General features: G+C 62.3%; 10 protein-coding genes. 3 read left to right on the top strand and 7 right to left on the bottom strand.

The window, feature by feature from the left end; all coding sequences use genetic code 11:
• Positions 1-378: 378 nt before the first annotated feature.
• Positions 379-1,362, bottom strand: coding sequence for a helix-turn-helix domain-containing protein (locus tag AC3WOG_RS03185; protein ID WP_492576633.1), 984 nt, complete (start codon positions 1,360-1,362; stop codon positions 379-381).
• Positions 1,363-1,615: 253 nt separating this feature from the next.
• Between AC3WOG_RS03185 and AC3WOG_RS03190 the strand changes: the two genes are divergently transcribed.
• Both AC3WOG_RS03190 and AC3WOG_RS03195 read left to right on the top strand, forming a co-directional pair.
• On the top strand, positions 1,616-2,392 hold the full coding sequence (locus AC3WOG_RS03190) for an SDR family NAD(P)-dependent oxidoreductase (protein ID WP_492576634.1): 777 nt from the start codon (positions 1,616-1,618) through the stop codon (positions 2,390-2,392).
• A 76-nt stretch (positions 2,393-2,468) separates the two neighbouring features.
• On the top strand, positions 2,469-4,007 hold the full coding sequence (locus tag AC3WOG_RS03195) for an amino acid permease (RefSeq protein WP_492576635.1): 1,539 nt from the start codon (positions 2,469-2,471) through the stop codon (positions 4,005-4,007).
• 102 nt (positions 4,008-4,109) lie between these two features.
• Here AC3WOG_RS03195 and AC3WOG_RS03200 read toward each other — a convergent pair whose 3' ends face one another.
• Both AC3WOG_RS03200 and AC3WOG_RS03205 read right to left on the bottom strand, forming a co-directional pair.
• Positions 4,110-6,059, bottom strand: a complete 1,950-nt coding sequence (locus AC3WOG_RS03200; protein WP_492576636.1) for a hypothetical protein — start codon at positions 6,057-6,059, stop codon at positions 4,110-4,112.
• Positions 6,060-6,688: 629 nt separating this feature from the next.
• A complete protein-coding gene (locus AC3WOG_RS03205; protein WP_492579854.1) occupies positions 6,689-7,027 on the bottom strand; it encodes a hypothetical protein in 339 nt (112 codons plus the stop codon).
• Here AC3WOG_RS03205 and AC3WOG_RS03210 point away from each other — a divergent pair.
• Positions 6,919-8,004 (top strand): glycosyltransferase family 4 protein, encoded by a 1,086-nt coding sequence (locus AC3WOG_RS03210; RefSeq protein WP_492576637.1) that lies wholly within the window; start codon positions 6,919-6,921, stop codon positions 8,002-8,004. The genes AC3WOG_RS03205 and AC3WOG_RS03210 overlap by 109 nt on opposite strands.
• Before the next feature lie 25 nt (positions 8,005-8,029).
• Here AC3WOG_RS03210 and AC3WOG_RS03215 read toward each other — a convergent pair whose 3' ends face one another.
• From AC3WOG_RS03215 to AC3WOG_RS03230, 4 genes are all read right to left on the bottom strand, one after another.
• Entirely contained in the window at positions 8,030-10,411 is a 2,382-nt protein-coding gene (locus tag AC3WOG_RS03215) for a hypothetical protein (RefSeq protein ID WP_492576638.1), read from the bottom strand.
• Between the two features lie 129 nt (positions 10,412-10,540).
• Complete coding sequence (locus AC3WOG_RS03220) at positions 10,541-11,002, bottom strand: GDP-mannose mannosyl hydrolase (protein WP_492576639.1); 462 nt, start codon at positions 11,000-11,002, stop codon at positions 10,541-10,543.
• Between the two features lie 50 nt (positions 11,003-11,052).
• Positions 11,053-11,202, bottom strand: a complete 150-nt coding sequence (locus tag AC3WOG_RS03225; protein ID WP_492576640.1) for a hypothetical protein — start codon at positions 11,200-11,202, stop codon at positions 11,053-11,055.
• Between the two features lie 159 nt (positions 11,203-11,361).
• Positions 11,362-13,638 carry a hypothetical protein gene (locus AC3WOG_RS03230; protein ID WP_492576641.1) on the bottom strand — a complete coding sequence of 759 codons (2,277 nt, stop codon included), beginning with the start codon at positions 13,636-13,638 and terminating at the stop codon, positions 11,362-11,364.
• Positions 13,639-13,991 lie beyond the last annotated feature (353 nt).

Below are 13,991 nucleotides of genomic sequence, written 5' to 3' on the forward strand. Positions count from 1 at the left end.
TCTTTGCTTACTTTCTTTGCCGCCGCAAAGAAAGTAAGTGCCTGCCCCGCACAGGGGCGAAGCTAATAGACCACTAACAATTCAAGGAAAGGCCAACACCGCAGGCACACAGACATAAAGCGCCGCGAAGGCAAACAGCACAGGGGCGAAGCTAATAGACCACTAAGAAATCAAGGAAAGGCCAACACCGCAGGCGCACAGACATAAAGCGCCGCGAAGGCAAACAGCACAGGGGCGAAGCTAATAGACCACTAACAAATCAAGGAAAGGCCAACACCGCAGGCACACAGACAAAAAGCGCCGCGCAGGCAACCAAGCTCAAGCAAACCCCGACGCCGTAGGCAAACACCCCAATCAACCGCTACGCGCAAAAAACCCCTAAACAATTCGATCGCGGCTACGCCGCCAAGTCTCACTGGGCAGTTCCCCAAACTGCCCCCGATACTCATTGGAGAAATTCCCAAAATGCCAAAACCCCCACCGCGTAGCGACCTCAGTAACAGAAGAAGACCCACGCAATTCACGCCGCACATGATCGAGCCGAACGGCTCGAATATAAGCCGAAGGATTCACCCCAAGGGTATCCTCAAAAGCATATTGCAATGTGCGCCGGCTCGCGCGAAACCGGGCACAAAGCTCCGCCACCGACAGTGGGCAATCAGGCGATCCTTCAACCAACTCGCGAACACTGCGCACTAGCTGCCAATTCCTCGCGGTACGCGCCTCCAGATGCCCGTGCGGATCCGCCCCCCGCATTCCCCGTAACGCATCAGCAAGACCAAATATCACTGATTTCTCAAACGCAGCAACCACCCCCGCATCGTCGAGCAAAGTCGGCGTGGCAGCCGCCGCGTCGAGCAATTGCTTCAGTACCTCGCGAAAGCCCTGCAACCGCGCAGGATCGACATTCAGCACGCCAGGCCTCGTGCCCAGCAGCGGCGTCAACTCATCAAGCTGCGATCGCACCAGCCGATCGCCAATCGCGCCAGGCTCGATCTCCAGATTCACCACGACGTGCTTGTCAGGCGATAAAAACTCAAACCCGCCATCGCCGGAAAACACATGCAAGCCGTCGCGGTGACTGGTCTGCCCGCACAGCAACGCATGTCCCTCGAGTTGAAACGGGACGCCGACAGCAAGCCTGGACGGCGCGACCTGGCCGCGTTGATAAACCGTGCGGTTCAGGCGTTCGACCAGCACCCGTACGCCGCCCGCGGCAAACGAACTCACCGAGCCGTCGAAGGCGCCGCGAGAAATCTGGCAATAGCTCTGGTTCCACGCGTCGAGCAACATCGCCTGCTCGTCGATGTTCCGGCAACAGCGAATCTCGACGGCACTGCGAGTCTGATAGACCGCCTGCATAGCTTCTCCCGATTCTGTGGTGGCGCTCCCCGAAAGCCTCGTGCCGTCCAGTGTATGTGAAAAAAAACCCGCCGCCGGCGTTATGCGACGAGCCGTTACCGTGAGCCGCCACCGCGCGCAAGCCCGGCTGTAATGTGTTTGTCAGCAAGCCGGATTTTTACGGCATTTTTACTTTTTGCCAATTTTGGATAGTCGCCGCTTTTTGCCACCCCTACTTTGTGCACAACGCAATGCACCAGAACAGGAGTCACGCATGAGCAGACCGGCAGGCAGGCTGGCAGGCAAGATCGCGATCGTGTCAGGCGGCGCAACGGGCGCGGGCGGCGCGGCGTCGCTGCTGTTCGCGCAGGAAGGCGCGCAGGTCGCCGTCGTCGATATCAATACCGATGCGGGTGAGGAAGTGGTGACGCGGATTCGCACGGCAGGCGGCGTCGCCGAGCTGTTCGCGGCCGATGTGTCGAAGCGCGTGGCCGTGGATGCCGCGGTGGCGAACATCATCGCGCGCTTCGGGCGCATCGACGTGCTGTTCAATCACGCCGGCAGCATCGTCGTGAAGCCGTTCGTCGAGACCACCGACGAAGACTACGACTGGCTTATGAACGTCAACGTCAAAAGCATGTTCATGATGACGCGCGCAGTGCTGCCGCACATGCTCGCCGCGGGCGGCGGTTCGATCGTCTGCACGGCGTCGATCTCGTCGGTCGCGGCGACGCCGCTCGAAGTGCTGTACTGCACGACCAAAGGCGCATGCGCGATGTTCGCCCGCGCGATTGCCGTCGAGTATCGCGATCGCGGGATTCGCTGCAATGCGGTGTGCCCCGGTTTCATCGACACGCCGCATGGCCGCCGCGAAATCAGCGCGCTGGCGAAATACGGTTTCGATGCGAGCGAGGCGGCTTTGTCAGTGCAGCAAGGCAGGCTGTGCGCGCCGGAAGAAGTCGCGCGCGCGGCGCTGTTTCTCGCCAGCGACGACGCCAGTTTCGTCAACGGCGCGCATCTGTACGTCGATAACTGCTTCACGGCTGCGTGAGCCGGTTCTCCGTCGCGCGGTCACGTCTCTTCATCGCTGAGCCGCTTCGTCATAACCCTGTTCAAAGGATCGCGTCATGGACATCAACACGGCCGTGCCGTCGGCGGAACCCGCCGACAACGACGTCAAGCTGCTGCACAAGATGGGCTACGCGCAAGAACTGTCCCGCCGGATGGGCGCGTTCTCGAACTTCGCGGTGTCGTTCTCGCTGATCTGCATTCTGTCGGGCGGCATCACGTCGTTCCAGATGGGCTTGTCGGCGGCGGGCGGGGCGTCGATCGGACTCGGCTGGCCGCTCGGCTCGCTGTTCGCGATGGTGGTCGCGGCGGCGATGGCGCAGATCGCGTCGTCGTATCCGACTGCCGGCGGCCTCTATCACTGGAGCTCGATTCTCGGCGGCAAAACGTGGGGTTGGCTCACCGCGTGGCTGAATCTGCTCGGCCTCGTATTCGTGGTCGCGGCGATCAATTACGGCACTTACGATCCGTTCTTCCGCACGCTGATCGCGCCGATGTTCGGCGTGAATCCCGACTCGCTCGGCTGGTGGCAGCAGACGATCTTTCTGACCGTGATCACCGCTTCGCAAGCGTTCCTCAATCATCGCGGCATTCGCATCACCAGCAAGATCACCGACCTGTCCGGCTATCTGATCTTTGTGGTGACGATCATGCTGGTGGTGTCGCTGCTGGTGTATTCGCCGGTCAGGATCGATCTTTCGCGGCTTTATACGTTTACCAATTTCACCGGCGTCGACGGCGGCGCGTGGCCGAAGCAGACCATCGCGATGGCGTTTCTGTCCGGCCTGCTGCTGACCGCCTACACGATCACCGGGTTCGACGCGTCCGCGCATACGTCGGAGGAGACGCACGAGGCGGCACGCAACGTGCCGCGCGGCATCGTCGGTTCGGTGTTCTGGTCGACCACCTTCGGTTACGTAATGGTGTGTGCGTTCGTGCTGGTGATGCCGGATCTCGGCGCGGCGGTGAAGCAGGGCACGGGATTCTTCGAAGCGATTCTTGCGCCGATTCCGGGACCGCTGCGCATCGTGATCGAATTGCTGATGTTCTTCATCAATTACGTGTGCGGTCTTGCCGCGGTGACGTCGACCTCGCGGATGATGTTCGCGTTTGCTCGCGACGGCGGTCTGCCTGCGTCGAAGTGGTTGCGTAAAGTGAACGCGGCGCATCGCACGCCGGGTGCTGCGATCTGGACCTCGGCGGTGCTGGCGATCGTGGTCACGCTGTATGGCGATGCATTCACCGTGCTGAGCGCGGGTAGCGCGGTGTTCCTGTTTATTTCATATGCGATGCCCATCGCCGCGGGGATTCTCGCGGAAGGCCGCACGTGGAACGAGAAGGGCCCGTTCCAGTTGGGCATGCTGTCGAAGCCGTTCGCGGTGGCAGCGGTAATCGGTGCGCTGGTGCTGGCGTATGTCGGCATGCAGCCGCCGAACCAGAAGGTGGTCTACGTGATCGTCGGCTTGCTCGCGGTGTTGCTGGCGATCTGGTACGGCGCAGGCGTGCGCAAGAGCTTTGCCGGGCCGCCGATCGGCAAGGTGTCGAAGGAGCGAGAACAGGAGTTGAGCGGGATGGAGGGGCAACTGGGGGAAGGCTGAGGTCGCCCGAGTCTGCTTTCGCGGCACGCGTCTGAAAAAAGTCAGCCGGCAAGGATCTCCATGCCGGCTGACTTTTGTGCTTCTACTTCAAGAGGTCGGTGCCTAGATGCCGGCGTATCCCACCGGAACCGTCGCATTGGACTTCGCGACCGACGCGTTGTTCGACACCACATACACCGGCGATTCCGTCAGGGTAAGCGTCAGCGCACCGTTGCTGTAATTGGCGGTCGACGCATTACCCATCATGTCGATGACCTTCACCGTGCCGCTGGTGCCCGGCGCATCGACGCTCAGGCTGTACGTCACGCTATAGGTCGAACTGAACCCGGCGCTCGCGTTCCACACGCTATTGCTATGCGCCCACAACGCGGTGATCACCGCGCCGTTGCCCACCTGCTGGAACGCGTAGGCGTAGACGCCGGTCGGCGTGCCGTTCACCGGGCCCAGCGTGGTGGTGCCGTCGAGTGCGCGCGTCATCGCGCCGATCGCCATCGCCACCGGCTTCGGACTGAGGTTCGACGCGCCGAACGCGCCTTGGGCATCGTTCAGATCGAAGAACGTGCCGTAGCCGACTTCGCCCGGGTAGTCAGCGCCGTAGAACACGTAGGTCTGATCCGCGCCTTCGCCGAGCGTGATGATGTGCATGCGCGCCGCCACCGCAGCTTGCGCGTACAACACGTTCGCGCTCGGGTAGTTCGGACCGTACGAGCTGCCGAGGTCGTAGCTGATGCCGGCTTCCGTCGAGAACAGTTTCATGCCCGGACGATAGTCGGTGGCCATTTCCGCGCGCAGATTGCGCATCTGGCCGCGCAACGAACCGCTGGCGGTCGACGGATCGGCGTCGTAGCGCTCAGGCGGATGCGAGGGCGACGTACCCGCATCGTAGTAACCGTGCGTGGCCACGGCGTCGATATAGCTGCCGAAGCCGAGCGGCGCGAGACGCTTCAGGCGCGTCGTGGTCAAACTCGGGAACGCATCGGCCGGGCCCATCACGACGGCGTGCGGATCGGTCGAATGAATGCCTTGATAGACGGCTTTATACAGCGCGATGAAATTCGCATCGGTATCGGTCCACATCTGGTTCGGCTCCCACGTCACCTGATAGTAGTTGGCCGATTGCTGCGGGAAGTACGCGGTGCGAATGGCGTTCGATTCCGTGCCTACCCGGCTCATGTAGCTCTGGTAGTACGAAAGATCGGTCGGCACGCTCACATCGTCCTGGAACGCGCCGGTGCTGCTCGCCCACGCGGGAATCCCGTCGAGGCGGATCAGGCGCATCACGTTGCCCGTCTTGTAGAACGGGTCGAGATTGCTGGTCGAAGGGTTGAAGGTGTTCGGTCCGTTCGGCTCCATCTTCGAGAGCTGGCGATCGTCGATGGTCGACGAGATGCCCAGCGCGGCGAGCAGCGGACCGTTGTCGTTCGCGCCTTGCATGCCGAAGCGGTGCTGTTCCTGATGCGCGTAGGTGACGGCGGGAACGACGCCGGACAGGTTCGGCATCACACCGAAAGTCGCGATGCCGACCGGACGCGTGCCTGCTTGCGGCAACTGGCCGCCGTTCTGCGCGAGCGTGCCCGACGCCGCGAAATAGCCGGCGAGCGTCGAGGTGCAATTGAGCGTGATGGTCTGCGAACCGCCGGGTACGGCGGTGCTGCCGCTTGCCGCAACCCTGCCGACGGTGTCCGTGACGGACCAGTTCAGCGTATCCGCGGACGAAACGTTGGTGGTGAAGGCAAGCTGGAAGGTGCTGCCTGAAGCGAAGATGCGGGTGCCGTCCGCGCTAGGCGTGTCGGCGGAGATGACGGCGCTGCCGGAGCCCGCCGAAGTGGCCGGCGCAGCGCAGCTGAGCTTTGCGTTGGGGTTGGCGGACAGCGCTGACGTCGAGGCCGGGTTGCTGCTTGTGCCGGTGTTTCCCGAGGCGTTCGAGGTGGCGGAGCCACCGGTTCCGTTCGCCTGGGTTGCCGCGCTGCTGCCGGAGGCGCCACCGCCGCCACCGCCACAGCCTGCGAGTGCCAATGAGAGTGTAGAGAGTAGAAGTAGATGTGATTTCATCAATCAGTAAGCCATGCGTTAGCTAAATGTTCTTCCGTTGTCTCGCACGAGCCGCGTCGCGAGACGGATTGAACATTGGGTTCAATTGGCAAGCCAGCCGATGACCGAGCCGTCGGCACGGGCCGTCTTGAGTGCGCAACTGTCCGGCTGCGCGACGAGTGATGCATTCCTGGGTTGTCGGCATCCCGCGAAATTCTCTGCGGGAAAACGTCTTGTCTAACGATTCGCGCGGCCGGCAAAGCCGGCGTGGCGGAATAAAGCGATCAGGAAAGTACGACGAAAACAGGCAACGTCTTAAGGAACAGCGGAATTCGCATCGCCGTGCTCGAGCTCATCGCGCACGTCAATGAACTTTTTACTGTCCCTTAAAGCGAGGCAGGCTTTATTGGGGAGAATCGACGGCAACAATACGCATTAGTATGTTTAAAAGAAGTAACGAGCTGTAACGTATGAACAATGACGCAGTACTAATTGCCTTGTTCACAAGAAAGAAAATATCTGCCGATACCAGTTTTCTTCCGCCATGAAAAATTGGGGTCAAGAATTTAACGTAACGGATACCTAACTATTGAGTTGGCGTAAGACGGCGAGAAATGGGCGTTAGCGCGCATTGCGCAGCCGATAGTGCCTTAGAGTTGGCGTAATAGTGCTGGAGCTTCGGTGTAACGTTTCTTCGGCGATAGTGACTTCGCAGCGGAACTGTCGCTGTCTTTCGGAGACAATGCCACGCCGCATAAGAAATTGGGGCGCGCCAAATCAAACGATGATGGGATGTCGGCGATTCTTTGGGTCGGTGCGATTGCCGGGTCGGCATGTCCATCCGCTGCGTAAGAAATGCGGTTATCCCGAGAGATAAATCGTGAGAATTCTTCAGCTTGTTCACGCACCGCGGCTATCCGGAGCGGAAGTATTGGTAAAAGGTCTCGCCATTCATCATCAGCGCGGTGGCCATCAAGTGTGTGTGGCATCGCTGCTCCCGCAGCAGGACGATTTCGCCGGCATTCGCGCTGAACTCCAGGCCGCAGGGGTGACCTGCCTCTTCCCCGAAACCCACTACGGCCGGGTGGGCAAGCTGCTGCACCTGTATCGCGTGGTGCGCCGGTTCCGGCCTGATTTCATCGTGGCTCACGCAACGCTTGCTGCCTTATATGTCCGTCTTCTGCCCGTCCATACGCCGATCGTCTGGGTGATGCACTCCGGCGTGAACGACTTCGAGAACGGCGCGCTCAAGCAGGCAGAGCGTCTGCTGTCGCGGCGGGCGAGGGCGGTCATCGGCGTGTCGCAGAAAAATATCGACGAATACCTGAGGGAGATCGGCAAACACCCAGCTCTGGTGGTCATTCCTAATGGCGTGGATGCGTCGCAGTTCGCGGGGGATCTCGACGCACCGACGCCGGATACCGATGTGCCCGCGAAGCAGATTGTTCAGCTGGGCCGCTACATCGAAGGGAAAAGCCAGTTGGACACGATCCGCGCGTTTGCGCGCGTGTTGCAGAGCGAGCCTGAGGCGCGCTTGCTGCTATGTGGTGTCGTAGAAGACGTCGCGTATCACGATGCCGTGCTGTCGCTGGTCGACCAGCTCGGGTTGGGGAGCCACGTGACCGTATGCGGACCCAGATCGGATGTCGCCGCCATCCTCCGGTCGTCGCGCGTCTTCGCGATGCCTTCGCGCTTCGAAGCGCAGAGCATCGGTTTTCTCGAGGCGCTCGCATCGGGCATTCCGGTCGTGGCCAGCCGGATTCCGTCGTTCAGTTTCGCAAGTGGCTTTGCCGGCGTCAGTCTCGTCGATACGACCGATCCGGAGGCTTACGGCCGGGCATTGCTCGCGGCGCTGAGCACGCCGCGGGCGAACCGGCACCTGGCGGGATACACGCTGCATGACACCGCGGATCGCTATATGACGATTGCGCGGAAGTTCGTCCGGCCGCTTGCGATTTCGGCGTGAGCGGCAGCGGATCGACCGGCTTGCGCTACTGCGCCAGCCGGTCGATCCGCACAGTCTCCGAGAAGAACCCCGGCAGTTCGCCAAGATCCTGTGCGGTCCCCAAGGCGAAACCTTCTCCGACCGGGTAGCGCAGAAGCGCCGCTGAGCCGCCGGTGAAATAGAAGTCACCGAGCGTCGCGTCGGTCCTTCGATAGAGCACTAGCGCCGTATTCCGGTTGTCACGCACGAGCGCCGGAAAGACATCCGACCATGACATGCCGCGTAATGCCGCCACCTGTCTAGGTGCTTTCGCCGCGTCTGCAAGGTCCACGGTAGAAATGTCGATGACGGCGTCGTCGCTCGCGCTGTCCAGATGCGGTGTCAACAGGATCAACGCGTCGCTGTCTTTGCCATACGGAGCGCCGATCGCCGCTTTGACGAAGCCGGGGACGAAACGCGCCGGCAGAACGCTGCGCTCGCCGATCAGCAGATGCGCTCCATCGTTGGCGATTTGCGTGAGCGCGAGCCTGCCGTCCGAACCGTCGAGGGCAACCAGTGACGCCCGCGAGCCCTCTGTGTGGACCGGCAGAAAGTTCGCGTTTTGCGGCAAATTCTTTGCTTGCGCCCATAAGGCCGGCGCGGGACTGGCTGCCCCTGTGGAAGATGCGATCCAGAGGTCGAGCCCGCTATCGGCGCGTTTCTGGGCGATCAGCACACTGGCTCGTCCTCTTCCGGTGAAGTCGGCCGCTACATACTGCTGTGCCAGTTCGGGCTTCAAAACACGGTTTGTCTGTAGCCAGAGACGCGGGGCCTCGAACCTGTCACCTGCGTTGCGCAGTAACCAGAACGCGGTCCCGCCGCGGCGCGCGGCGATGGCCATCAGATCCGCCCGGCCGTCGCCGTCGAAGTCTCCCAGCAGGAAACGCACGCTGTCGAAGCACAGCTTGTCGTTGGCGCAGCTCGGTGTTGTCGAACGGTAATCGAATCGGACGGGGTTGGCGTACCAGAGGACGGGGCGCGACGCTTTCGACAGCGCCGCCGCATACACGTTGAATCCGGGCCCGTCGTGCTGTCGTTGAACATAGATGGCGGATGGCTCGCCGCGGCCGGCGATATCGCCATACATTGCCGTCGCGAGCCGCAGGTCGGTTGCCTGGGTGCGTTGCGTGGTCGCCCATCGGTAGCGGGTCGTGAGCAAGGTGCAGCCGCGCATGGCGAGCTTGCCGTCGTTCTCGCCGAGGCAATGCCGCTGCGGCGTGTAGACGAGGCCGAAGTCCCACGGCGTCCAGCGCTGAGCCGAGTCCCATTCGTCGCATGTCTCCGAGATCAGAAAGCCGTCGCGCTCGGCGATGCATTGCGATGTCGCGACGCTGACCAGCGCGGCGTTGTGCGCATTGCCGGGATAGACCGCCAGCGGTTGCCAACGCCATTGTTGCGTTGGCGAGCCTGTGCATGCGGCAAGGAGGGGCTCGCGGCCGGCGCCGTTGGCGCTCAGACAGCGGTTCGACGCTGCGTTGAACAGTTGAACAGGAAGCGGCTGGAAATCCGCGGCGGGACGATCGGTGCGATCGGCGAACGCATAGCGGCGCGCGACCCAGTTGCCGTCCCACTGATACTCGCCGAATACATGCGACGAGTCGCTGCCGTCGATAGCAAAGTAGCTGGCGACGATGTCGCGCTTGCGCTGCACCTCGGCGGCGCGAAGATTGGCGGGCCATCCGCCGGTCGGATAAGTGATGTGGTATTCGATGGGCACGCTTTTGTTGAGCGTCTGGGCGACGTGACGCGTCATGCGCGCGGCGAAAATGTGATCGGGATGCTCGATAAACGGTACCGTGTCCGGATTGAGCGTGAAGATCCGCGAGGCATCCGCGAGTATCACGCTCAGCGTCGCCGACAGGGAGGCACGATCGTATTGCACACGAACGGAGCCGTCCGCGTTCATCGGGTAAGTCGAAAGCGTTGCGCGCTGTTCCCACAGCAGGCCAAGCGGTTCGCGGCCGCCACGCACGCCGCCGCCGGGCAGGCGTAACTCGAGCAGGCGCACTTGCGGCTTTGCCTTCAGCACCATTTGATGAACGAGCTTGCCGGCAATCGGGATATTGGATTCGGCCCAGTCGTCAGGCACGCCGGCCATGCGTGCGTAAGCAAGTCGGGACGCCCGCTCGCGGGTCTGCACGTAGGCGAAGTCCGCGCCATTGGCGCCGCCGATCAGATGGACGGTCGTGATACACCAGCCTGCGTCGAGACGTTCGCTGATGGCGGGGTCCACGAACAGCAGATCGTCGTCGAGATGGGCGACGACGGTGACGAGCGTGCCGGCGCGGCAGTCGGCAGCACGCGCCGAACCAGCCAGGACGGCGAAGAAAATGAGCAGGAAGAAAACAATGGATGAATCTCGAACGAGCCTGGCTGCCATTGATCGCATGTGGATTCGAGCCCTGACGGTGAGCTCGATCTTACTGTACCGGACTGGCCCGGCACGTTAGCGGACTCACAGCAGGAATCAGATTGCGCGCGGGCAACAGCGCATCAGCCCATGCCGGCCCCGCATGCGCTAGCGGAAATACGCCTTGGTGTTCTCGTGGACGTCGTCGCACGCCAGCAATTCGGCAGGCGTGAGCCATACATACTCGCTGTGCTGATCGAGCCGTCCGACCGGCGCAGAACTGCCGAGGCTGCCGAGCGGCAGCGAATAAGCGAGGACGATGTAATGGGTCGAGATATCCGGCTCGGCTGCGAAGTTGTCGTTGTAGTGGTGCTCGAATACCCCTTCGAAGCGTGCAACCGAGCGTCGGAGTTTCGCGATGCCCAGTTCGGCATCGACGATGCGGGCGAACGCGGCGTCGAGTGTTTCGTCCTTGAGAATGCGCCCGCCGGGCACGAACCATGTGCCGCGAGCGGGGCGGTTGCGGCGACGGCCAAGCAACACGCGGCCCGCGGAATCGTTGACGATCAGATCGATCGCGACCAGAGGCGTCAGGCGGAGCACGTCCAGGAAATCGATCTCTGTCAGCATGACATCTCCTGCGGGTCGAGCGGGGGTGAACGGCGGTCGGACATAGGGCACTAGTCATCGTGATGGTCCGAGCCGTCTTTGGTGAGCCGGTCGGAAACATTCCCCAGCAACAGCGCAAGAACGATCGCGCCGATCGTCACGAAAAGCAATGAACCGATCATCGCGGCAAGCACCAGCATGGTCCATGCGAGGCCGTTCATCTTTGGGCTCCAGCGCGTTGATACGCATGCGAACCAGTACCCGGCTGGAGTCTACGCGAGCAAAAGGCAGGCGGCCCTGTCACGGCACGCCGAAGTATCGTCACTTCTCGACATCTGCCGGCATCTGCTATTTGCTGCCGACGCGCCGCGCGCGGGCGCTTATCGCGGCGCGTAGCCCTCCGGCGTCATGACCGCGTCCTTGAAAACCGCTGCGTTGGCGGAGATCACATAGATAGGCGCCGGGGACAGCTTGAGGCTGGCCACACCGTCGCGATACGGCAGTGTCGTTGCGTTTCCCATCATGTCGAACGCGGTGACTTCGCCCGACCTGCCCGGCGCATCGACCCTCAGACGATAGTCGACGTTCTGGCTCGTACTAAAACCCGCCTTGGCGTTCCACTTTTCGTTGTCGTGGGTCCAGAGCGCGGTCACCACCTTGCCGCCGCCGATGCGGCGGAATGCGTACGCATAGACACCGTTGGGCACACCCTTGAGCGGCCCGAGCGTCTCGGTTCCGTCGATGATCCGGGTCATTGCCGCGGTCGCGAGCGCAGCGGGTTTCGGGCTGATGCGAATCGGGCCGTAGGCGCCGGTCGGATGATCGAGCTCGAAGAAGAGCCCGTAGCCGGGCGCGGCGTCCGGCATATCCGCGAGATAGAAAAGGTAGGACATGTCCGCGCCTTCGCCCAGCAGGATCAGGTGCGTGCGCGCGACGACGGCAGCCTGTGCGTACAGCACGTTCCAGCCCGGATAGTTTTTGCCGTAGGATTCGCCGATGTCGTAGCTGATGCCGGTTTCGGTCACGAACAGCGGCGCACCGGGCTTCAGGTACTGGTGCATCTGGTGGCGCAGCGCGCGCATCGCCGCGGGCAGCGCATTGGCCGCCACGGCCGGATCACCCGCATTGGCGAGCCGCTCGGGCGGATGCGACGGAGACGTCCCCGCATCGTAGTAGCCGTGAATGCTCAGGCCATCCAGGTAGCGGCCGATACCGAGCGGGCCCAGCCGGCTGAGCCACTGGACGTTGCCTTGTACCGACGAGTAGGTCAAACCCATCACCACGGCGTGCGGATCGGTCGAGTGGATGCCGCGCCAGACTGCCTCGTACAACGCGACGAAATTCGCGTCGGTGTCGCGCCACGGCAGCCCGCCGTCCGCGTCAGGCTCCCAGGTCACCTGATAGTAGTTGTCCCGCTGGCTGGGGAAATAGGTCAACCGTACGCGGCTCGACTCCGCGCCCACTTTGGCCATGTAGTCCTTGAATTGCGTGAGCGAGGTCGGCGCATAGCTGTGAGTCTCTTTGCCGGTCGGGCTTGCCCACTTAGGAATCCCGTCGAGCTGGATCAGACGCATGATGTCGCCGCGCCGGAAGAAGGGGATCAGCTGCCTGGCCGCGGGATCGAACGTGCCGGCTTTTTCGGGCTCCTCCATATACCAGTTGCGATTGTCATTCGCCCACGACAGGCCGAGCGCCGTATAGACCGGCCGATAGCCGTCGCCATCGCAGCAGTGCTGCCCGGGCGCCAGATAGGCGGTGCCTTGTCCGCCGAATCGATGCAGGTCTTCATACGGAAAGCGTACCGGCGGCAAGGTGGCGGACGTGTCGGGCAGCACGCCGAAAGTGACGATGCCCGCCGGACGTGTGCCGCGCGACTCGAGCTGTCCGTGGGCACGTTCCAGCGAAGCGGAAATCGCAAAGTAGCCGGCGAGGGTCGACGCACAAGTGAGTGTCGATAGGCCGGCGCCTGCGGCAACGGGGAATCGGCCGCTTGCACGCACCGCATTCCAGCTGTCGCGTATCTGCCAGTTGAGCGTATCGCCTTGCGTCGGGCGCGTCGTGAATGTGACTGCAAACGGCTTGCCTGACGCGAACAGGCGCGTTCCGTCGCTCGGCGTGTCCGCTTCGAGCAGGTCGCCGTTGCCGGCCGCGCTACTCTGCGTAGAGGGTGCGGCGCAACGTAGCCCCTGGCCGCCAGGCACGCGCAATGCAGGGCGCGCGACAGCCGCTTCCGGCGCCGTACTCTGCGGCGCGTCTTTGCTCGCGAGGAGCGCAACGGCGCAGCGCTTGTTCTCGCCGAATGCCGGGTCGCCGAATACGCTGTTGCTGCATTCGGTGCCGTTCGAGAGGGTCTTGACCACGTGCCGCTCTGCCGTGCCGTACAGCACGTCGCGCGTGCCGGTGAACCGGCACGTTTCGTTTTCCGCCGCGCACGGCTGCCATGTCCGGCCGTCGGCAGCGATGTTGGCCGCGCCGTTGCCAGGCGCATCGGCATTGCTTGCGCCTTCCTGCTCAGAAGCGCCTGCCGCGTTGCAGTTTGCGCCGGCCAGGCCGATGACAAACACCGCCGCCCAGGCGGCGACATGCTGCCCAGTGGTCCAGGTGGCAAAGGCGCTGGCGAGCGGTCGCAGCGCGCGATATTCGCGTACGTTCGGCATGTGTTCCCCATCCTCGTTCAGTGCGTGCCGCCACGGCAAAAATGTGCTCGCGCGCGTCGGCGAACTGCTACTTCACCAGGTCAGACCCGCCTTCGGCTACCTCGTACAGCAAACTGTTGTGTAAACCGCATAGTGTATTTCCGCAATCTGGCGGCGGAAATATACCGTATCGCACACGACAGAATCCGCCACTGGCCCGTCTATTGCCGTACGGTCTGAAGTTGTCTTACTTGCGTGTTTCACGTTTGAAACATTAATCGTCACGTTTATATTCATAAGTCCCAATAGCAACGAATTAAATAATTTCGTCTCGCTAAAAAACGTTTATATTTGAGACTCGCTTTAGATATCCC

The organism is Paraburkholderia sp. FW306-02-B (assembly GCF_058782725.1).

Coding starts and splice junctions, on each gene's coding strand:
- AC3WOG_RS03215 (WP_492576638.1), bottom strand. CDS start 10,411: ATGCGATCAATGGCAGCCAGGCTCGTTCGAGATTCATCCATTGTTTTC.
- AC3WOG_RS03230 (WP_492576641.1), bottom strand. CDS start 13,638: ATGCCGAACGTACGCGAATATCGCGCGCTGCGACCGCTCGCCAGCGCC.
- AC3WOG_RS03195 (WP_492576635.1), top strand. CDS start 2,469: ATGGACATCAACACGGCCGTGCCGTCGGCGGAACCCGCCGACAACGAC.
- AC3WOG_RS03200 (WP_492576636.1), bottom strand. CDS start 6,059: ATGAAATCACATCTACTTCTACTCTCTACACTCTCATTGGCACTCGCA.
- AC3WOG_RS03190 (WP_492576634.1), top strand. CDS start 1,616: ATGAGCAGACCGGCAGGCAGGCTGGCAGGCAAGATCGCGATCGTGTCA.
- AC3WOG_RS03185 (WP_492576633.1), bottom strand. CDS start 1,362: ATGCAGGCGGTCTATCAGACTCGCAGTGCCGTCGAGATTCGCTGTTGC.
- AC3WOG_RS03225 (WP_492576640.1), bottom strand. CDS start 11,202: ATGAACGGCCTCGCATGGACCATGCTGGTGCTTGCCGCGATGATCGGT.
- AC3WOG_RS03220 (WP_492576639.1), bottom strand. CDS start 11,002: ATGCTGACAGAGATCGATTTCCTGGACGTGCTCCGCCTGACGCCTCTG.
- AC3WOG_RS03205 (WP_492579854.1), bottom strand. CDS start 7,027: ATGCCACACACACTTGATGGCCACCGCGCTGATGATGAATGGCGAGAC.